General features: G+C 64.9%; 15 protein-coding genes. 5 read left to right on the top strand and 10 right to left on the bottom strand.

What is annotated here, in order from left to right; all coding sequences use genetic code 11:
* The first annotated feature begins 145 nt into the window (after positions 1–145).
* Positions 146–1,063 carry a polysaccharide deacetylase family protein gene (locus AC3XQU_RS14300; protein WP_489874824.1) on the top strand — a complete coding sequence of 306 codons (918 nt, stop codon included), beginning with the start codon at positions 146–148 and terminating at the stop codon, positions 1,061–1,063.
* A gap of 29 nt (positions 1,064–1,092) precedes the next feature.
* On the opposite strand, the gene dacB is transcribed toward AC3XQU_RS14300, so the two are convergent.
* On the bottom strand, positions 1,093–2,574 hold the full coding sequence (dacB, locus tag AC3XQU_RS14305; protein ID WP_489874825.1) for a D-alanyl-D-alanine carboxypeptidase/D-alanyl-D-alanine endopeptidase: 1,482 nt from the start codon (positions 2,572–2,574) through the stop codon (positions 1,093–1,095).
* 10 nt (positions 2,575–2,584) lie between these two features.
* On the bottom strand, positions 2,585–3,823 hold the full coding sequence (locus tag AC3XQU_RS14310) for a nucleoside recognition domain-containing protein (protein ID WP_489874826.1): 1,239 nt from the start codon (positions 3,821–3,823) through the stop codon (positions 2,585–2,587).
* A gap of 189 nt (positions 3,824–4,012) precedes the next feature.
* Between AC3XQU_RS14310 and AC3XQU_RS14315 the strand changes: the two genes are divergently transcribed.
* The 4 genes from AC3XQU_RS14315 to AC3XQU_RS14330 all read left to right on the top strand — a co-directional run bounded on the left by AC3XQU_RS14315 (position 4,013) and on the right by AC3XQU_RS14330 (position 11,530).
* Positions 4,013–5,539 (top strand): serine hydrolase domain-containing protein, encoded by a 1,527-nt coding sequence (locus AC3XQU_RS14315; RefSeq protein WP_489874827.1) that lies wholly within the window; start codon positions 4,013–4,015, stop codon positions 5,537–5,539.
* Positions 5,536–7,311, top strand: a complete 1,776-nt coding sequence (locus tag AC3XQU_RS14320; RefSeq protein ID WP_489874828.1) for an ABC transporter substrate-binding protein — start codon at positions 5,536–5,538, stop codon at positions 7,309–7,311. Before AC3XQU_RS14315 ends, AC3XQU_RS14320 begins: the two co-directional genes overlap by 4 nt.
* Positions 7,312–7,495: 184 nt before the next feature.
* On the top strand, positions 7,496–10,345 hold the full coding sequence (locus AC3XQU_RS14325) for a TonB-dependent receptor domain-containing protein (RefSeq protein ID WP_489874829.1): 2,850 nt from the start codon (positions 7,496–7,498) through the stop codon (positions 10,343–10,345).
* 141 nt (positions 10,346–10,486) lie between these two features.
* Positions 10,487–11,530 (top strand): S66 peptidase family protein, encoded by a 1,044-nt coding sequence (locus AC3XQU_RS14330; protein WP_489874830.1) that lies wholly within the window; start codon positions 10,487–10,489, stop codon positions 11,528–11,530.
* Between the two features lie 10 nt (positions 11,531–11,540).
* Here the strand turns inward: AC3XQU_RS14330 and AC3XQU_RS14335 are convergent, their stop codons facing one another.
* The 8 genes from AC3XQU_RS14335 to AC3XQU_RS14370 form a co-directional block, all read right to left on the bottom strand.
* Positions 11,541–12,632 (bottom strand): MORN repeat-containing protein, encoded by a 1,092-nt coding sequence (locus AC3XQU_RS14335; protein ID WP_489874831.1) that lies wholly within the window; start codon positions 12,630–12,632, stop codon positions 11,541–11,543.
* A gap of 40 nt (positions 12,633–12,672) precedes the next feature.
* The gene (locus AC3XQU_RS14340; protein ID WP_489874832.1) at positions 12,673–13,209 is read right to left on the bottom strand and encodes a GNAT family N-acetyltransferase; all 537 of its coding nucleotides are present in this window, start codon (positions 13,207–13,209) and stop codon (positions 12,673–12,675) included.
* Positions 13,206–14,333 carry an acyl-CoA dehydrogenase family protein gene (locus AC3XQU_RS14345; RefSeq protein ID WP_489874833.1) on the bottom strand — a complete coding sequence of 376 codons (1,128 nt, stop codon included), beginning with the start codon at positions 14,331–14,333 and terminating at the stop codon, positions 13,206–13,208. The genes AC3XQU_RS14340 and AC3XQU_RS14345 overlap by 4 nt, the downstream gene beginning before the upstream one ends.
* A 31-nt stretch (positions 14,334–14,364) precedes the next feature.
* The gene (locus AC3XQU_RS14350; RefSeq protein WP_489874834.1) at positions 14,365–15,033 is read right to left on the bottom strand and encodes an SDR family oxidoreductase; all 669 of its coding nucleotides are present in this window, start codon (positions 15,031–15,033) and stop codon (positions 14,365–14,367) included.
* 195 nt (positions 15,034–15,228) lie between these two features.
* A complete protein-coding gene (locus tag AC3XQU_RS14355; RefSeq protein WP_489874835.1) occupies positions 15,229–16,428 on the bottom strand; it encodes an acetyl-CoA C-acyltransferase in 1,200 nt (399 codons plus the stop codon).
* On the bottom strand, positions 16,421–18,259 hold the full coding sequence (aceK, locus tag AC3XQU_RS14360; protein WP_489874836.1) for a bifunctional isocitrate dehydrogenase kinase/phosphatase: 1,839 nt from the start codon (positions 18,257–18,259) through the stop codon (positions 16,421–16,423). Before aceK ends, AC3XQU_RS14355 begins: the two co-directional genes overlap by 8 nt.
* A gap of 103 nt (positions 18,260–18,362) precedes the next feature.
* Complete coding sequence (locus AC3XQU_RS14365; RefSeq protein WP_489874837.1) at positions 18,363–19,547, bottom strand: isovaleryl-CoA dehydrogenase; 1,185 nt, start codon at positions 19,545–19,547, stop codon at positions 18,363–18,365.
* A gap of 115 nt (positions 19,548–19,662) precedes the next feature.
* Entirely contained in the window at positions 19,663–20,064 is a 402-nt protein-coding gene (locus AC3XQU_RS14370; RefSeq protein ID WP_489874838.1) for a MerR family transcriptional regulator, read from the bottom strand.
* Positions 20,065–20,154 lie beyond the last annotated feature (90 nt).

Raw genomic sequence — 20,154 nt, forward strand, 5'->3', positions numbered from 1 at the left:
TTGTAAGAATGAATTACATAAAGCAACTCTCGTGCCATGCAGCAATATCAAGGACTTAGCGTCACCCTGGGTACCCACTGTAAATATTTTCGACACCCCGGCATTGCCCGGCTATAGTCGGCTTTTCATCTTCCTTCCTGCCACCATGCGCTTGTTATTGCCTGCGGCTTTCCTCGCACTGCTACTGTCCGTCCCCGCCGCCGCCCAGTCGGTCGCCTTTACCTTCGACGACGGCCCCACCTTGGGCACGACGCCGCGCTTGTCGCCGCAGGCGCGCAACGCGGCCATGTTGTCGGCCCTGGCCAAACACAAGGTGAAGGCTGCGCTGTTCGTCACGGTGGCACATGGCGCCGACCGTCCCGAAGGCCTGGCGCTGGCCCGAGCCTGGGGCCAGGCCGGGCATGCCGTCGCCAACCACACGATGACCCACCCGGACCTGGACAGCGCCAAGACCAGCCTGGCGCAATACCAGCAGGAAGTGCTCGACTGCGACCGCGTGATCTCCGCGCTGCCGGGCTACCAGAAATGGTTCCGCTTCACCTACCTGCGCGAAGGCAATACCAAGGACAAGCGCGACGGCATGCGCGCTTTCCTGCGCCAGCAGGGCTTGCGCAACGCCTACGTTACGCTCGACACCAGCGACTGGCGCCTGAACGACAAGCTGGTCGAGGTGCTGGACAAGAACCCGCAGGCCGACGTCGAGCCGATCCGCCAGGCCTACCTGGCGCACATTCGCCAGCGCGCGCTTGCTTACCGCGCGCTCAGCCACCGCCTGCAGGGCAGGGACATCCCGCAGGTACTGCTGCTGCACCATAACCTGATCAATGCGATGTGGCTGGACGACGTGGTCAAGCAGTTCAAGGAGATGGGGTGGGCAATCACGACCCCGGGCGAGGCGTTTGCCGATCCGGTCTACCAGCTGATGCCGGATAGGGCGGCGCCGGGGCAGAGCCTGTTGCTGTCGATGGGGCGCAGCCTGGGCTTGTCGACGGCGGACCTGGGTTTAAGGCTGATGGATGATGGGGATGCCGAGATCGAGGCCTTGAAGGCAAAGGGCTTGTGAGCTTCGCGTGATGCGCAGCCACGGTCGCTTCACGGCGCCGCAGGCGCCGCCACGGCCGGCATGCTTCCCGAGCGCGCCACCCACTCGACCAGCGCCTCCACCACCGCACGCCCACGCCCATTGCCCGCCAGCTCGCTGTTGACCATCGCGACGAACACGTTCGGCACCCCGCTCGCATCCGGCACATAGCCCGCCAACGCCACCACATTACGCAGCGTCCCGGTTTTCAAGCGCGCGCGTCCCGCGGCCGCGGTGCCGTGCAGGCGCCGGCGCAAGGTGCCGTCGATGGCCGCGATCGGCATGCTGGCCTGGAACTCGGGCGCCCAGTTGCTGCGCAGGCCGGCCTGCAGCAAATAGGCCATCTGCTGCGCCGAGATACGCTCCGTACGCGACAGGCCCGACCCATTCTCGATCACGAAACCGGCATCGTCGATGCGGTGGCCGCGCATCCATTCGCGCACCGCGGCGTCGGAGCGCGCAAAGGTGGTCTCGCCGGTGGCGGGAAGGGCAAAGCTGCCGGCCGCCGGATCGGCCTGCAGGCTGCCCAGGCTCAGGAACAGGGTGCGCGCCAGCAGGTTGTCGGACGGTTTGTTGGTGTCGCGCACCAGCTCGGGCAGCATGCGCGAGGTGTGCTCGGCCAGCAGGGTCGATCCCGGCGGCGTTACGCCGTCGACCACCTTGCCGCTGAATTTGCCGCCCAGTTCCTTCCACTTCTGGCGGAACAGGCGGTCGATGTAGTCGTCGCGATCGAGCACGTTGATGCTGTAGCTGCGGGCGCAATCCTTCGGGAAGGTCCCGTGCAGGACCACCTTGATGCGGCCATCCTTCTGGCGCACGGCTTCCGGCAGCTTCCAGCCGGTCTCCCATGTCGAGCAGTCGGCCTCGATCAGGGTCATGCTTGACCCGATCGTCACGCGGTCCAGCGCCGGCTGCATCTGCAGCTTGAGCGCCTTGTTGGTCGAGCGCATGTCGAGCTGCAGCATGTTCTTGTTGACCAGCAGCGCATCGGGAATGACGTTGTAATAGGCTTCGGGCGACTCGTCGAAAGGCGGGATGCCCACGTCCGTGCGCGCGGGCTGGAACAGCTGGCGGTCCAGCACCAGGTCGCCCTCGATGCGGCGGATGCCCTGGTAGTGCAGGGCGCGCAGCATGTTCTCCAGGTCTTCGCCGGACAGGTCCGCATCGGCCCCGCCTTTCAGGATCAGGTTCCCGCGCAGGACGCTCTTGTCGATCTCGCCCGTGGTGCGCAGTTCCGTGCGGCCGCGAAAAGCGGGACCGAGCCGCTCCAGGCTGGCCAGGGTCGTCACCAGCTTCATCGTCGACGCCGGCTGCATCGGCCGCGCAGCGCCGTGCGAGAGCACGACCGCATCGCCCTTGAGCACCAGCACGCCGAGCGCGTCTTCCGGCAGGCCCTGCTGCGCCATCACCTGCGCGATCGGCGCCGGCAGCTGGGCATGGGCCGCGCCCAGGATGGCAAACAGGGCGGTAGCGAGGGTCAGGCGACGCAGCATGGCAATCCTTTCAACCGAAGAAGAGATAGGCGACGAAGATGGCGGCAATGATGCCGATCAGGTCGGCCAGCAGGCCGTAGCTGACCGCATACCGGGTCTTGCGGATGCCGACCGAACCGAAATACAGGGCGATGATATAGAAGGTGGTGTCGGATGCGCCCTGCAGGATGCTGGCCAGGCGGCCGACGAAGGAATCGACGCCATAGGTCTTGATCGCATCGATCATCATGGCGCGCGCGCCGCTGCCCGAGAGCGACTTCATCAGCGCGGTCGGCAGGGCGCCGACGAAATCGGTCTGCAGGCCGAGCGCATTGAAGATCCAGGCGAAGCCGCTCACGATCAGGCCCAGCACGCCCGAATTGCGCACCACGCTGATGGCGACAATCATGCCGACCAGGTAGGGAATGATCTTGATCGAGGTCTCGACGCCGGCCTTGGCGCCTTCGATGAAGGTCTCGAACACGTTCACCCTTTTACGCAGAGCGGCCGTCATGAAGGCGGCGATCACCCCGAACAGCACCAGGTTGGCGATCACGCTCGAGACCATCTGGATCTCGGCCTTGTCGAGGAAATACGTGAAGCTGAAGACCATCGAGGCGATCAGCGCGGCGGTGCCGCCGATCCAGGCGAAGATCACCGGGTTGAGCAGGTTGATGCGCTGGCGCAGGCCGACCAGGATGATGCTGGCGATGGTCGCGGTATAGGTCGCGATCAGGGTCGGAATGAAGATGTCGGCCGGGTTGGCCGCGCCCAGCACCGCGCGCTGCGCCATCACGGCCAGCGGGATGATGGTCAGGCCCGAGGTCTGGATCACCAAAAACATCAATTGGGCGTCGGTCGCCTCGTCCTTGGTCGGATTCAGCGACTGCAGGCTTTCCATGGCCTTCAGGCCGAAGGGCGTGGCGGCATTGTCCAGGCCCAGCATGTTGGCCGAGAAGTTCATCACCATGTGGCCGTTGGCCGGGTGCTCGCGCGGCACGCCGGGGAAGATGCGCGAGAAGAAGGGCGCGATCAGGTGGGCGAAGCGCTGGATCAGGCCGGCCTTTTCGCCGACATTCATGATCCCGAGCCAGAAGGTCATCACGCCGGCCAGCGGCAGGGCGATGTCCATCACCGCCAGCTTGGCCGCGTCGAAGGTGCCGTCGATGATGCGCTTGAAGATCTCGGTGTCGCCCATGAACAGCCATTGCGCGAGCGCCGCGATGAAGCCGACGAGGAAGAAACCGGTCCAGATGTAATTGAGTGCCATGAGTTCGCTGCCGCTGAGATACCGTTCGATTGTGCAGCGAGAGTATAGGCCGGGAATAAGCTGCACAGATGAAAGAATGCATCCGCGCCATGTTCAAAAGTTATGAGAAGCCGCATTTCTGTTTTCTGAATGGCACGAAAATCAGGGCATAATCTTTCTCCACACCGTGCTCCCCGAGGGAAACCCAGCATGCATCGCCATTCTCGCCAACTCTTCTGCAGCCTTGTTTTCGTGCTCGGCAATGTGGCCGCGCCGGCCCACGCGCAGGCGCCGACGCGTGGCGAGCGCGTGGCTGCGCTGCTGCCCGAGATCGACAAGCTCTATGCGGAGCTGGCCGCCAAGGAGCACCTCCCCGGCCTGGTATATGGCGTCGTCCTCGACGGCAAGCTGGTGCATACCGGAGCGCTGGGCGTGGCCGATGTCGAGCGCAAGATCCCCGCAACCAGCTCGACCGAATTCCGCATCGCGTCGATGACCAAGAGCTTCGCGGCGATGGCGGCCTTGAAATTGCGTGACGAGGGCAAGCTGCGCCTCGACGATCCGGTCTCCAACTATCTGCCCGAACTGCGTCGCCTCCAGCTGCCGACCCTGGATTCGCCCGTGCTGACGATTCGCCACCTGATGACCATGACCACCGGCCTGCCCGAGGACAATCCCTGGGGCGACCGCCAGATGGCCCTTTCCAACGCCAGGTTCGAGCAGCTGTTTGGCGCCGGCCTGTCGTTCTCCAACGCGCCCGGCGTAGGCTTCGAGTACAGCAACCTCGGATACATCATGCTGGGCAAGGTGGTGAGCAAGGTGTCCGGGATGCGCTTCCAGGATGTCGTCACGCGCCAGATCCTGCGCCCGCTCGGGATGCACAACACGCGCTGGGAATATACGCAGGCCGCACCCGGCAAACTGGCGCTGGGTTACCGCTGGGAGCGCGACCATTGGGAAGCGGAACCCATCCTGCCCGACGGCGACGGCGCCGCGATGGGCGGCCTGATCACGACGGCGGAAGACTTTGCCCGCTATGTCGCCTTCCACCTGGACGCCTGGCCGGCCCGCAACGACCCGGAGCGTGGCCCGCTGCGCCGTGCCTCGGTGCGCGAGATGCACCAGCCGCAAGTCTTCGAAGCCTTGTCCGCCAAATCGACCCTCCTCGATGGCAAAACGCCGAATCCGCGGGTACTGTTCTATAACTATGGCCTGGACTGGACACGCGACAGCCGCGATGTCGTCACGGTCGGCCACGCAGGCGGACTGCCCGGCTTCGGCAGCCAGTACCGCTTCGCGCCCCACCACGGTGTCGGCGTATTCGCCTTCACCAACCTGCGCTACGGGCCAGTGTACGGACCCACCAACAGGGCGCTGAGCATGCTGCTCGAGCGCGCCGGCCTCGGCCCACACCCGGTTGCCATCTCGCCCATCCTGGCCACGCGCCAATTGCAAGTGGCGCAACTGCTGCAGTCGTGGGATGCGTCGCTGGGCAGCGCGATCGTGGCCGACAACTTCTTCCTCGACCGCTCGCGCGCAGACTGGATCGTGCATGCGCGCGACAAGCTCGACCCGATCGGAAAAATCACCTTGGTCGGCCCGGTCAAGGCCGAGAACGCGCTGCGCGGCAGCTTCCCCCTGGTTGGCGAGCGCGGTACGGTCAACGTCACATTCACGCTCACGCCCGAACGCGAACCGAAGGTGCAGGAGCTCGAGCTCACGCCGGTCAAGCCATGAAACTTCGCCTGAGCGCCGCCTTCGTGTTGTCCCTGCTGTGCGCCGGCAGCGCGAGCGCGCAGCCGCAGGAAAAAGTCCTGCGCATGTTCCTGTCCACCAGCGAGACCGGCCTGGACCCGGCTTCGGCTTCGGACAACGCTACCTTGTCCCTGCTGGAAAACCTGTTCGACCCGCTGCTGCGCTACGACTACCTGGCGCGCCCGGCGACACTGCGCCCGAACACCGCCACCGGCATGCCGGAGATCAGCGCCGACGGCCTGACCTACACCTTCCGCATCCGCCCCGGCATCTATTTCACGCCCGACCCGGCCTTCAAGGGGATCAAGCGCGAGATGACGGCGCAGGATTATGTCTACAGCATCAAGCGCCTGTACAACCCGGCGCTCAAGTCGCCCTGGGCCTATATGTTCGAGGGCAAGCTCGCGGGCGACGAGGCGCTGCGCAAGAACTTCAATGTCGACACGCCCATCGCCGGCCTGCAGGCGCCAGAGCGCTACACCTTGCGCATCCGCTTGACCGCCCCGGACAACAACTTCCTGTTTTATCTCGCCACCCCCGCCACCGGCGTGGTGGCGCGCGAAGTGATCGAGGCCTATCCCGGCCAGGCCGGCAACCACCCGGTCGGCACCGGCCCCTTCATGATCAAGGAGTGGAAGCGCAGCGACCGCATTGTGCTGGCGGCCAATCCCTATTCGTCCGCCGTGTTCCAGGCCACGCCCGGGAACGATCCGGTAGACCAGGCCATTGCCGCGGCATTGAACGGCAAGCGGCTGCCGCGCGTGGACCGCGTCGAGGTGCGCATCGCCGAGGAATTCCAAGGGCGCATGCTGGGCTTCCTGAACGCCGAATACGACTACCTCGAGCAGATTCCCGAGTCGATGACCGACATGGTGGTGCGCGACGGCCAGCTCAAGCCCGAGCTGGCGGCGCGCGGCGTCACTCTGTCGCGCTTCCCGGTGCTGCAGACCTATTACATGTGGATGAACATGACCGACCCGGTCGTGGGCGGCTACGGCAAGGACAAGCTGGCGCTGCGCCGCGCGATCTCGATGGCCTACAACAATGCCGAGGACATCGCGCTGCTGAAGAAAGGCTTTGCGATCAAGGCCGAATCGCCGCTGCCGCCCAATGTGCTCGGTTACGACCCCAACTACCGCAGCCCGGTGCCTTACGATCCCCAGCTTGCCAATGCGCTGCTGGACCGCCATGGCTACCACCGGCGCGATGCGGACGGGTTCCGGCGCACGCCGGACAACCGCCCGCTGACGCTGACCATGCACAGCGAAGCGACCGTGGGCGGGCGCCTGCGCGACGAGCTGTGGCGCAAATGCCTGAACGCCATCGGACTACGCGTCGTGTTCAAGTCCGATAAAAAAACCGAGATCATCAAGGCCTCGCGCCTGGGCACGGTCCAGATGTTCGAAAGTAACTGGATCGCCGACTTCCCGGACGGCGACAACTTCTACCAGCTGCTCTACGGCCCCAACGCCGGGCGCGCCAATTACGCGCGTTTCAACCTGCCGGCCTACAACGCGCGCTACGAAAAAGCCCGTGCCTTGCGGGACGGCCCCGAGCGCCAGAAGCTGTATTTCGAGATGAACCAGTTGCTCCACGCCTACAACCCCTGGGTGCCGCTGACCCATGTGCTGTCGGGCGACCTGCGCCATCCGTGGTTGAAAAACTACAAACGCCATCCGGTCGAATTTACGCAGTGGCGCTACCTCGATGTCGATGTTGCGCAAAGGGCACGCTCCGCCCGAGCTAGCCGCTAGAATTCGATAGTTTTTCCTAAATAAAACATTCCTGTTAGTTATACTGGCCGCCAGATATTTCATTGGATAGCGCCAAATAAGCAGGCGTACCCTGAAATCGAAAAATAACGTAATGCCAAGACATTACACACTCGTGCCGGGCGATCACAGCCCGGCCGCCCAGGGAAAACGTTAGGAGAAACGCGTGAAGTTAAAGAAGCTTGCCCATTTGATCGCCCTGATCGGGGTAGTTGGCCCGGCAATGGCCCAGGACGTCCCGGCCACCGGCAAAATGCAGCGTGTCGAGATCACCGGCAGTAGCATCAAACGCATCGCCAAGGAAGGCGCGCTGCCGGTCGAGATCATCTCGCGCAAGCAGCTCGAAGACCAGGGCATCGTCACCGCCGAGCAGCTGATCGCCACGCTCAACGTCAACGGCAACGGTTCGGACAACCTGGCTTCGAACGCCGACGTCACTTCCGGCGCCCAGCGCGGCAACAACGGCGCCTCCTCGGCCAATCTGCGCGGCCAGGGCTCGGATTCGACCCTGGTGCTGCTCAACGGCCGCCGCGTGGCGACCCACGGCATGAAGGGTTCGGCAGTCGACCTGAATTCGATCCCGATGGCGGCAGTCGAGCGCGTCGAAGTGCTCAAGGACGGCGCCTCCGCGATCTACGGCACCGACGCGATCGGCGGCGTGATCAACTTCATCCTGCGCAAGAACTACAAGGGCCTGGAAGCCCAGGCCTTTACCGACATCGCCCAGGAAAGCGGCGGCGAGATCGGCCGCGCATCGCTCACCGGCGGCTGGGGCGACCTCGACGCCGACGGCTGGAACGTGCTGGCCACCGTGGCGCACAGCCAGAACAAGGCCCTGCGCGGCGACCAGCGCGACTTCGTCAACACCTTCCAGCCGGACCGCGGCGTGTCGGTCGATACCCGCGGTTCGCCGCATGCGAACATCTTTGCCACCACCCTCGGGCCGACCCTGCTGTCGCGCACCGGCACCGGTCCGACCATCCCGGGCGGCGGCACCACCACCTATAACGGCGTGAGCATCCTCGACCTGCCGGGCGGCGCGGGCTGCACCAGCATCGACGGCATGGGCCCGTACGACGAGAAGCTGTGGAACAGCGCCGGCGCCGCCTATGGCTGCGCCTGGGACACCGGCCGCGCGGCCGTGCTGCAGCAGCCTGTGAAAAACAGCAATGCCCTGGCGCGCGCCACCTTCCAGTCGGGCGAGCACCAGTTCTTCATCGAAGGCGTGGGCTCGAACGTCGAAGTGGCCAAGCGCTTCTCGCCGAACCAGATTTCGCCGGGCGCCTCGACCTTCCCGGCCAGCTCGTTCTACCCGAGCACCGGCGCGGCCTATAGCACCGTGTACAACGCGCTGGTCAAGCAGTTCCCGAGCATCGCGGCCAACAACGGCCTGCCGATCGCCTACCGCTGGCGCTGCATGGATTGCGGCAACCGCGAGATCGTCACCGAGACCAAGGCAGCACGCTTCCTGGTCGGCGCCGACGGCCCGCTGAACCTGTTCGGCAACCGCTTCGACTACCGTGTCGGCGCTTCGCGCGCCTTCAGCGAGTCGGAATCGCAGCTGGGCACCGGCTTCAACTACACCGTCGCCCTGGCCAATGCGCTGGGCACCGGCAAGATCAATCCCTTCCTGCTGCCTGGCCAGGCCCAGTCGCAGGAAGCCATCGACCTGATCAAGAGCACCTCGGCCGCGGGCGTGACCCTGTACGGCGGCAAGACCATCCTGACCCAGGTCGATGCTGCGCTGTCGGGCGAGATCTTCAAGCTGCCAGCCGGTTCGGTCATGGCCGCCATCGGCACCGACCTGCGCCGCGAAGAGTACAAGTTCAACGGCGACAAGCGCGCCGCGGCCGCCCGTCCGGCGATCCTGAACGCGCCCTTCGACGACGCCAACGCGCTGGACAACGTGCACCGCGACATCAAGGCCGTCTATGCCGAGCTGCTGGTGCCGGTCATCAAGGACCTGGAAGTGACCTTCGCCATCCGCCGCGACAACTACAGCGGCATCGGCAGCACGACCAACCCGAAGATCGCCTTCCGCTACCAGCCGATCCCGCAGGTGCTGTTCCGCGGTTCGTACAACGAAGGCTTCCGCGCCCCGTCGTTCAACCAGCTGTTCAACGGCCTGACCGAATCGCCGTACGCCGGCAAGGACCTGGTCGACCCGGCCAAGTGCCCGACCGGCCTGGTCGACGCAAGCCGTCCCGGCTGCGAATCGATCAACCCGGTGTACGTCACCGGCGGCAAGTCGAACCTCGGTCCGGAAACGGCCAAGCAGGCCACCGTCGGCATCGTGCTCGAGCCGTTCAGCTGGTTGTCCGCGAACGCCGACCTGTGGGAAATCCGCAAGGAAAACACGATCGACTCGTTCCCGATCACGACCATGGTGGCGAACTACAACCTGTTCCAGGACCAGTTCATCCGCAACGCCGCCGGCGAAATCGTCGTGATCGACCAGCGCTGGGTCAATGCGGGCGAACGCCAGACCCGCGGCCTGGAAGTGGGCGCGCGCGCCAACGGCAAGTTCAGCACCGGTTCGACCTGGACCGTGGGCATCGACGGTTCGCGCCTGCTGGAGAAGAAGTCGCGCGCCACCACCAACGCCCCATTCGGCGCCAGCGAAGTGGGCCGTTTCGTCTTCACCGGCGACCTGGGCCTGAAGTGGAAGCACAGCGCCTACGCGACCTACAAGTACGGCAACTGGAGCGGCATGCTGCAGAACATCTACCGCTCGGGCTATACCGACCAGGTGCTGCCGGGTGTCGCCAACGGTTTGGTGAAGCCGTCGAACTACAACCCGAAAGTCGATGCGTACTCGATCTTCCACCTGACGGCCACCTACACCGGCTTCAAGAACGTGTCGCTGACCGCGGGCATCAAGAACCTGCTGGATGAAGATCCACCGTTCGCGATCACCTACGACAGCAACACCGGCGCCGGCAGCTCGTGGGAGCCACGCGTGGCCGACCCGCGCGGCCGCTCGTTCACCCTGATGGCGACCTACAAGTTCTTCTAAGTTGTCCGTTTGCGGCGGCCCGCTGTCGGGACAGGCGCAAGCCTGTCGCGGCGCGGGCCGTTTTTCTTTGGACGGATTATTTGATCTGTGGGCCGGTTCAGGCCTTCGCCGGAACGACGGTAACTGTTTAGTGCATTCCATATGAATATCACCCGGCGCGGCTTCGGCGCGCTCCTCGCAGCCGCGGCGTCCACTCCCGGCCTGGCCGGCGCCGCCACCAGTGAACGCGCCAGGAAGCTCATCAAACCACCGCGCCTGCGCCCCGGCGACCTGGTCGGCCTGATCGCGCCGGGCGGCTACACCAACCCGCGCGCCATCGAGAAAGCGGTCGGTAATATCGAAGCCCTGGGCTTGCGCGTGAAAGTGGGCGCTTACCTGCAGGCCGTGCACGGCAACTACGCCGGCTCGGTGCAGCAGCGCCTGGCCGACCTGCATGCGATGTTCGCCGATCCCGAAGTGAAGATGATCTGGCCGATCCGCGGCGGCTCCGGCTGCATCTCGCTGCTGGCGCAGCTGGACTATGGCCTCATCCGGCGCAACCCCAAGATCCTGCTCGGCTACTCGGACATCACCGCGCTGCACCTGGCCATCTACAAGCAGACCGGCCTGGTGACCTTCCACGGCCCGGTGGCCTCGTCGACGCTGTCGGACTATTCGCGCGGGCACATGCTGGCCGTGCTCACCGATCCGCGCGCCACCTACACCATCCCGATGGCGCAGGAAAATGCGCTGCGCGCCCAGGCCGAGCCGCATTACGGGATCCGCACCATCACGCAGGGCAGGGCGACCGGGCCGCTCATGGGCGGCAACCTGTCGCTGGCGGCGGCGCTCGCCGGCACGCCGTATGCGGCCAACTTCCGCGACAGCCTGCTATTTTTGGAGGAGGTGGACGAGGCGCCCTACCGGCTGGACCGCTGGCTGACCCAGCTCGATTTGTCGGTGGGACTGGCCAAGGCCGCCGGGGTCATGGTCGGCATTTGCGAAGACTGCAAGCCCGAACCGGACCGGCCTTCGCTGACGCTGGACGAGACCTTCGCCCAGCACCTGAACCGCCTGACGATACCGGCGGCGACGGGCTACTCGATCGGCCATATCCGCAACCAGTTCACGCTCCCGATCGGCGTGCGCGCCACGCTCGATACCGCGGCGCAGACGGTGACGCTACTGGAGGCCGGGGTGTCCTGACAGCGCCCGGTCAGTAGGTGGTCGTGAACTTGAACTTGATCGGATAAATGAGTTCGCAGGGATTGCCGTCGCAGATGCCGGGCTTGAAGCGCTGCATCATGGCGACCGTGCCCACCAGGCGGCCCAGTTCCGGATGCGGTGCGCCGATCATGGTGGCGTTCCTGGGCACGCCATCCTTGCCGATCAGTGTGTACAAGGTCAGCTCGCCGGGATAGTCCGTGAAGCGCTGGTAGATCTGGGAGATGGCGTTCTGCATCGCGCGCGTGCCCTTGAGCGGGTAGGGCGGCTCGTCCGTCGGCGCCAGGCCGAGGTAGTCTTCGCGCACGACGTTCTTCTGCTGCTCGGTGAGCGCTTCCCAGGTGGCGTCCGGCGGCACCCTGGTCGTTATCCGGTCGCGGCTGAGCATCGATCCGACCGGCCGCGCTTCCCGGATCGCGAAGCGTTCGGCCGGCAAGCCGGCCTGGGTCGGCGCGGCGCCGACGAGATAGCCGTCGCGGAATTCGCCGCTGGCCACGCGCCCGCTGCCGGCGTAGGTAATCGTGCCCTGGCCGTGGAAGCGGTCCTCGGCCCATTGCCCATCGTAGCTGCCGCCCAGCGCAAACACTGCCTTGCCCTGCCCGTGGCGCTTGCCGGCCTTCCATTGGCCCGCATAGGTCGACCGGTCCGGGGCGACATGCTCGCCGACGCCTTCGCGCATGCCGTTCACGACGCCGCCCTCGTACATGCCGTCGCCGTTGGTAAGCTTGAAGAAACCGGCGCCATGCGGCAGGCCCTGCCTGAAGGTGCCGACGTAGCTGCCGTCGCGATAGGTCAGCGTGCCTTCGCCGGCGACGTCGCCGCGCACCAGGTTCGCTTCCAGCTTGCGCTTGCCCTCGTCGGCCACGCGCCATTCGAGCACGCCCTTGCCGTCGGCATGACCGTCCTTGCAGGCGCCGGACCAGGACACGGCGCCATTGACGGGCGAGGGCAAGAGCGGCGCGATGCGGCAGTCCGTCTTACCGAGATAGGCAGCCGGTTCGGCGGCATGCGCCAGGCTGCACAGCAGCGGAAGGAAAGCGAAGAGGAGGCGCGGGATGGCAGTCATCCCGCGAGTATTGGGCATGGGGCCGGCACGGTCAATGCAGGCGGCATAAGCGGCTGGATCAGGCCAGCGCGACACTCATCGACACCGCACCGACCGACATGCCGCCGATGCGGTACAGGTCCGACACTTCGCCGGTGACATGAAAGCCCATGCGCAGGTACAGCGCGCGCGCCTTGTGGTTCTGCGCCAGCACTTCGAGGTCGACCCAGGCAAACCGCTCCATGCCGCGCGCCCAGGCCAGCGCTTCCTGCACCAGCCGCGTGCCCAGGCCCGCCCGCCGCTGGTCGTGGCGCACGCCCATGCCGAGCAGGGTGCGGTGGGCGGACGCCGCTTCGGAATAGCCGCGCAGGTCGATGTGCCCGGCGATGCCACCCGCCTCGTCGAGCGCGATCCAGACATGGCGCCAGCCCGGCTCGCCAACGGGGGTGGCCATGCCTTTTGCAAAGCGCTCCTGCATCGCGCGCGGCACGCCGGCATCGGTCGCTTCCATCGGCTGGAACAGCACGCCGTCGCGGCCGTTTTCCGCCAGCTGCTCGCCCAGGTAGGCGAACAGCGCCGGCAGGTCGGCCGGCGTGGCCGGACGAATCGTGGTCACAGCGCGCGTGCGATCAGGATCTTCTGGATGTCGCTGGTGCCTTCGTAGATCTGGCAGACGCGCACGTCGCGGTAGATGCGCTCGACCGGGAAGTCGGCCACGTAGCCGTAGCCGCCAAACACCTGCATGGCATTGGACACCACGCGCTCTGCCATTTCGGAAGCGAACAGCTTGGCCATCGCGGCTTCCTTCAGGCAGAGCAGGCCGGCATCCTTCATCGAGGCCGCGTGCAGGATCAGCTGGCGCGCCGCTTCGATCTGCATCGCCATCTCGGCCAGGCGGAACTGCACCGACTGGTGCTCGAAGATCGGCTTGCCGAAGCTCTCGCGGTCCTTCGCATACGCGAGCGCCGCTTCGTACGCGGCGCGCGCCATGCCGACCGATTGCGAGGCGATGCCGATGCGGCCGCCCTCCAGGCCCGACAGGGCGATCTTGTAGCCCATGCCTTCCTCGCCGATCAGGTTCCTGGCCGGCACGCGGCAGTTCTCGAACAGGATCTGCGCCGTGTCCGACGAATGCTGGCCCATCTTTTCTTCGATGCCGGCGACGATGTAGCCGGGCGTCGTGGTCGGCACCCAGAAGGCGCTGATGCCTTTCTTGCCGGCCGCCTTGTCCGTGACCGCCATGACGATGGCCACGTCGCCGTACTTGCCGCTGGTGATGAACTGCTTGGTACCGTTGATGATGTAGTCGTCGCCGTCGCGCACGGCCGTGGTGCGCAGGGCCGCCGCGTCGCTGCCGGTGTGCGGCTCGGTGAGGGCGAAGGCGCCCAGCATCTCGCCTTGCGCCAGCGGGCGCAGGAAGCGCTCTTTTTGTTCCTCGTTCGCATACATCATGGCGATGCTGCAGACCGGGCAGTTGTTGACCGAGATGATGGTCGAGGTGCCGCCGTCGCCGGCCGCGATTTCTTCGAGTACCAGCGCCAGCGACACGTAGTCGAGGCCTGCGCCGCCATATTGTTCCGGCACCGCCACGCCGAAGGCGCCCAGGGCGGCCAGTTCCTTCAGTTCTTCTTTCGGGAAGCTGTGTTCCTTGTCGCGGCGGGCGGCGCCGGGAGCCAGGCGCTCCTGCGAAAAGCTGCGCAGGGCGTCGCGGATCATCTGGTGTTCTTCGGTCAGTATCATCTTGTCTCGTCGTCTTGTTGTGGTGTGCGGCTTACCAGGGAATCGGTTGGCCGTCGTGGTTCAGGAAGCTGCCGTTGCTCGATGCGTCGAGCTTGGCCAGCGTGGCGCGCAAATCGCTCACGCTTTGCTGCACGGTGAGGGTGGCGCCGCTGCCGCCCATGTCGGTCTGGACCCAGCCCGGATGGAAAGCGACGCAGGTCACGCCTTGCGCGCCATAGGTGATGGCGGCATCGGCCAGCACCGAGTTGAGCGCGGCCTTGCTGGCGCGGTACAGCGTGCCCTCGGTACTGTTGCGCGCGCCGATCGAGCCCATTCTGGACGACAGCACCGCCAGCTTGCCGCGGGTATCGGCCAGCAGCGGGCCGACGATGGGGATCAGGCGCATCGGTCCCAGCACATTGGTGTGCATGACGCTGTCGAATTCGGGGCCGGTCGGGAAGCTCGAGCCGGACGGGCCATAGACGCCGGCGACCAGCCAGGCCACGTCGACCTGTTCGTCGTCGAGGCGCCAGGCCAGGGCGGCGATCGAGTCGGCGCTGGTGACGTCGAGCAGGTGGGCGACCGCGCCCAGCTGCGCGAGTTCGTCGCAGTCTTCCTGCTTGCGGGTGGTGGCGATGACGCGCCAGCCATCCGCGCGGTACTGGCGCACCATCTCGTGGCCTATACCGCGCGAGGCGCCGAGGATCAGGGCAGTGGGCATATCAACTCCTCTTCGAGTAGTCGGGATTCGTAGGGTGGGCAGATTCTGCCCACGCGTTCAACCACACAATGCTTCATCGTACAGCTTGCTCTGGCTGAATGCGTGGGCAGGAGACCTGCCACCCTACGGGACAAGGATTCATTACAGTACGTGATTAATGCAAGAAAAAGCTGCGCATTAAACACGTTTCGTAAATTAAACCAGCTCGATCGCCATAGCGGTGGCTTCGCCGCCGCCGATGCACAGCGAGGCCACGCCGCGCTTGCCGCCGGTGCGCTTGAGCGCGCCCAGCAGGGTCACGATGATGCGCGCACCCGACGCGCCGATCGGGTGGCCCAGGGCGCAGGCGCCGCCGTGGATGTTGACCTTGTTGTGCGGGATGTCGAGGTCGCGCATGGCGGCCATCGGCACCGCGGCAAAGGCTTCGTTGATCTCGAACAGGTCGACGTCGCCAGCCGTCCAGCCGGTCTTCTTGAACAGCTTCTGCATCGCGCCGATCGGGGCGGTGGTGAACAGGTTCGGCTCCTGCGCGTGCGTTGCGTGGCCCAGCACGCGCGCGATCGGGGTCAGGCCCAGTTCCTTGGCCTTCGATTCGCGCATCATTACCAGGGCTGCGGCTCCGTCGTTGATCGACGAGGACGAGGCGGCGGTCACGGTGCCTTCCTTCTTGAAGGCAGGCTTCAGGGACGGGATCTTGTCGACCTTGGCCTTCATCGGACCTTCGTCCTTCTCGACCACCAGTTCGCCGGTGCGGGTGGCAACGCTCACCGGCGCGACTTCCCAGTCGAACCAGCCTTCGTTGTTGGCGGCCTGCGCGCGCTTGACCGATTCGATGGCGAAGTTGTCCTGCTCTTCGCGCGAGAACTGGTAAGTCGCCACGCATTCTTCGGCGAAGGTGCCCATCGAACGGCCTTCGCCGGTCTTCTCGTTGCGCGAGTAGGCGTCTTCCAGGCCGTCGAGCATCATGTGGTCGAACATCGGCGCGTGGCCGATGCGGTAGCCGCCGCGCGCCTTCGGGATCAGGTAGGGCGCGTTGGTCATCGATTCCATGCCGCCTGCGACCACGATATCGGCGCTGCCGGCCACCAGCTGGTCGTGGGCGAAGATCGCGGCCTGCATCGCCGAGCCGCACATCTTCGACAGGGTCACGGCGCCGGTGGACATCGGCAGGCCGGCCTTGATCAGCGCCTGGCGCGCCGGGGCCTGGCCCTGGCCGGCCATCAGGCAGTTGCCGAAGTAGACGTGTTCGACGCTGTCGGCGGAGACGCCGGCGCGTTCCACCGCGGCCTTGATCGCCACCGCGCCGAGGTCGCTCGCCGACTTCGACGAGAAATCGCCCTGGAAGGCACCCATCGGGGTACGGGCGGCGCCAACGATAACGACTGGATCATTCATTGTGTGTGTTCTCCAAAATGGTTGGCTGTGCAGGTGAATGCTGCGGCGCCGGGGTGGGGATAGCTTGCTGCTTGCAAAAGCGGATCTGCTGCGGGTACGGGAAGACGTCGTCGACGACGCCGGCCAGGATGCGGTCCTTGTGGGATTGCCAGTAGTCGCGGGTCAGCAAATCCGCGTGGTGTTTCATAAAGTAGTGACGGATCCTCGGATTTCCAAGCAGGAAGCGGCCGAATTGTTCCGGGAAGACGTCGTGCTTGCCGATCGGGTACCAGGGCTCGGCCGACAGTTCGTCTTCCTCGTTGCGCGCTTCGGGAATATCGCGGAACTGGCAGTCGGTCAGGTATTCGATTTCATCGTAATCATAAAACACGACGCGGCCGTGGCGGGTGACGCCGAAATTTTTATACAGCATATCGCCCGGGAAGATATTCGCGGCGACCAGGTCCTTGATCGCATTGCCGTATTCGATCACGCCATGCTCGATGCGTTCTTCATTGCCCTGCTGCTGCGCATTGCTCAGATAAATATTGAGCGGCACCATGCGGCGCTCGATATACAGGTGGCGCACGATCACGCGCTCGCCCTCGATCTCGACCAGCGAGGGCGCGCATTGCTGGAGCTCGGCCAGCAGTTCTTCCGAAAAGCGCGCCAGCGGAAAAGCGACGTCCGAATATTCAAGCGTATCGGCCATGCGCCCCACGCGGTCGTGGTGCTTCACGAGCAGGTATTTTTCCTTGACCAGCGCGCGCGTGGTGTCCTTCGGCGGCGGATAGAAATCCTTGATCACCTTGAACACATACGGAAAAGACGGCAGCTCGAATACCAGCATCACCAGACCGCGGATGCCGGGCGCGATCTGGAAGCGGTCCGAGCTGTGCTTGAGGTGCTGCAGGTAGTCGCGGTAGAACAGGGTCTTGCCCTGTTTTTGCAGGCCCAGCACCGTGTAGATTTCGCTGCGCGGCTTGCGCGGCATCAGGCTGCGCAGGAAGCCCACGAACGCCGAGGGCACTTCCATGTCTACCAAAAAGTAGGCGCGGGTGAAGCTGAACAGCAGGGTGATGTGGTACACGTCGGTCAGCACCGTGTCGAGCACCAGCTTGCCATGGCGGTCGTGCAGCACCGGGATCACCAAGGGGTAGTCGCGCGGCCCGTTGATGGCGCGGCCCACGATATAGGCGCCCTTGTTGCGAAAGAAGGGGCTCGACAATACGTGGAGCTGCAGGTTCGGCTCGGCCTGGTCAAGGCCGAAGGCGCCGGTAATGCGCGCTTCTACCTGCGCCACATCGCGGTCCAGGTCGGCAAACGGCACAGCGAGCTGGAAGTTGGTGACGACGCGCTTGAGCGCAAAGCGCAGGCCATCCGCCGCCGGGTAATACACGCGGTAGGTCGGCTGCGGCTCGTCGGTCTCGATGTACTCGGTGGAGATCACCGGGCGCACGAAGATATAGTCGTTATGGTAATAGCTGCGATGCAAAATGATGCAGCTGACCGAATTGAAGAAGGTCTCGGCCAGTTCCGGCTGCTTGTGGCCCGAGAGCAGGCCGATGTAGTGCAGCTTGGTTTCGCGCCAGACCGGATCGAGCAGGTCTTCGGGGGCGTACTCGTCTTCGAGCACCTGTACGCATTCCTGCACGCGCCGGTCGTAGTAATCGATGCGCTCGCGCGCCGCCGCCTGGGCCCTGCCCCAGTCGGCCGTCTCGAAATAGCGCTTGGCCTGCTGGCTGGCCTGGCGGAACAGGCGGTAATGCTTGTCGAAGCCATCGAGGATGGTGCGCGCGATGTCGAAGGCGATCTGGGAAGACAGCAGTTTGGGAAACGCTTGCTGGGTCATGGTTCGTCTCGCGCGCAGGCCAGGGAAGCGGACATGTTAGTGCAGCGCAGGGCAGGCGGCTTGCGCCGGGCCAGCAGCCCGGACCTGCGCACCCGCCCCGGTATTACATCGTCTCGCCAAACAGCTCGCGGCCGATCAGCATGCGGCGGATCTCGCTGGTGCCCGCGCCGATCTCGTACAGCTTGGCGTCGCGCCACAGGCGGCCGACCGGATATTCGTTGATGTAGCCGTTGCCGCCCAGGGTCTGGATCGCTTCGCCGGCCATCCAGGTCGCCTTTTCGGCCGAGTACAGGATCGCGCCGGCAGCATCCTTGCGCAGGGCGCGCACGGCGGCGGCGTTATCCGCGCGGTCGCAGGCCTGGCCGACGGCATAGACGTAGGCGCGGCAAGCCATCATGGTCGAATACATGTCGGCGATCTTGCCCTGCATGAGCTGGAATTCGCCGATGGCCTGGCCGAACTGCTTGCGCTCGTGGATGTACGGCACCACCGAATCCATACAGGCCGACATGATGCCCAGCGGACCGCCCGACAGCACGGTGCGCTCGAAGTCCAGGCCCGACATCAGGACGTTCACGCCCTTGCCCAGGCCGCCTAGCACGTTCTCGACCGGCACTTCGCAATCCTGGAATACCAGTTCGCCCGTATGCGAGCCGCGCATGCCCAGCTTGTCGAGCTTTTGCGCGATCGAGAAGCCCTTGAAACCTTTTTCGATCAGGAAGGCGGTCATGCCGCGCGGGCCGGCTTCGAGATCCGTCTTGGCATAGACCACCAGGGTGTCGGCGTCGGGGCCGTTGGTGATCCACATCTTGGTGCCGTTCAGCACATAGCGGTCGCCCTTGAGTTCGGCCTTGAGCTTCATGCTCACCACGTCGGAGCCGGCATTCGGCTCGGACATGGCCAGCGCTCCCACGTGCTCGCCCGAGATCAGCTTCGGCAGGTACTTGCGCTTCTGCTCTTCGGTGCCGTTGCGCTTGATCTGGTTGACGCACAGGTTCGAGTGGGCGCCGTAGGACAGGCCGACCGAGGCCGAGGCGCGCGAGATTTCTTCCATCGCGATGATGTGCGCCAGGTAGCCCATGTTGGCGCCGCCGTATTCCTCGCTGACGGTGATGCCCAGCAGGCCGAGCTCGCCCATCTTCTTCCACAGGTCCATCGGGAACTGGTCGGTGCGGTCGATTTCGGCAGCGCGCGGCGCGATTTCGGCGGCCGCAAACTGTTGGACTGCTTCGCGCAGCGCGGCGATGTCTTCGCCATGGTCAAAGGTCAAGCCTGGAAGATGCAGCATGTCGTCCTCACGTGAACGGGTTGGGCAAATAGTGGAGTGAATCATACTCGCCTCTTACGTTAACGTAAACGTCAACCGAGGGGCGAAAAAAGGGACCGGATCAGCCCTGGGATGGTCAGGCGGCGTCCTGGCGCTCGGTACTCTCGAGCAGCAGACGGCGACATTCTTCTTCGTGCGCGGCGATTTCTTCCAGTGCCATCTCGATATCGGCGCGCTGCTGTTCCAGGGTCACGCGCTGGTGGGCCAGCACGCCGAGGAAGCGGTCGATCTGGGCCACCGTGTCGCGTGGCGATTCGTACATGTCGACGATGCTCTTGATCTCCGACAGGGTCAGGCCGAGACGCTTGCCGCGCAGGGTCAGCTTCAGGCGGGTGCGGTCGCGCGGGGTGTAGACCCGGTTGCGTCCGCCGACGCCTTCGCGCATGGGGCTGAGCAGTCCCTGGTCTTCATAGAAACGGATGGCGCGGGCAGTAATGTCGAATTCGCGCGCCAGTTCGGCGATGGTATAGGTGACCATGATGGGCGGTGAGGGCAAAAGATGCAAAGCACGGAATCGCTTAGAATCATACCTCGGCGCGTTTCCGTTTACGTTAACGTTAAACACATT

The organism is Telluria sp. AZSoR62, from assembly GCF_058111565.1.

Excerpts from the sequence above, each read along its gene's own strand:
- AC3XQU_RS14300 (WP_489874824.1), top strand. The coding sequence starts at position 146 with ATGCGCTTGTTATTGCCTGCGGCTTTCCTCGCACTGCTACTGTCCGTC.
- dacB (WP_489874825.1), bottom strand. The coding sequence starts at position 2,574 with ATGCTGCGTCGCCTGACCCTCGCTACCGCCCTGTTTGCCATCCTGGGC.
- AC3XQU_RS14310 (WP_489874826.1), bottom strand. The coding sequence starts at position 3,823 with ATGGCACTCAATTACATCTGGACCGGTTTCTTCCTCGTCGGCTTCATC.
- AC3XQU_RS14315 (WP_489874827.1), top strand. The coding sequence starts at position 4,013 with ATGCATCGCCATTCTCGCCAACTCTTCTGCAGCCTTGTTTTCGTGCTC.
- AC3XQU_RS14320 (WP_489874828.1), top strand. The coding sequence starts at position 5,536 with ATGAAACTTCGCCTGAGCGCCGCCTTCGTGTTGTCCCTGCTGTGCGCC.
- AC3XQU_RS14330 (WP_489874830.1), top strand. The coding sequence starts at position 10,487 with ATGAATATCACCCGGCGCGGCTTCGGCGCGCTCCTCGCAGCCGCGGCG.
- AC3XQU_RS14335 (WP_489874831.1), bottom strand. The coding sequence starts at position 12,632 with ATGCCCAATACTCGCGGGATGACTGCCATCCCGCGCCTCCTCTTCGCT.
- AC3XQU_RS14345 (WP_489874833.1), bottom strand. The coding sequence starts at position 14,333 with ATGATACTGACCGAAGAACACCAGATGATCCGCGACGCCCTGCGCAGC.
- AC3XQU_RS14350 (WP_489874834.1), bottom strand. The coding sequence starts at position 15,033 with ATGCCCACTGCCCTGATCCTCGGCGCCTCGCGCGGTATAGGCCACGAG.
- AC3XQU_RS14355 (WP_489874835.1), bottom strand. The coding sequence starts at position 16,428 with ATGAATGATCCAGTCGTTATCGTTGGCGCCGCCCGTACCCCGATGGGT.
- aceK (WP_489874836.1), bottom strand. The coding sequence starts at position 18,259 with ATGACCCAGCAAGCGTTTCCCAAACTGCTGTCTTCCCAGATCGCCTTC.
- AC3XQU_RS14365 (WP_489874837.1), bottom strand. The coding sequence starts at position 19,547 with ATGCTGCATCTTCCAGGCTTGACCTTTGACCATGGCGAAGACATCGCC.
- AC3XQU_RS14370 (WP_489874838.1), bottom strand. The coding sequence starts at position 20,064 with ATGGTCACCTATACCATCGCCGAACTGGCGCGCGAATTCGACATTACT.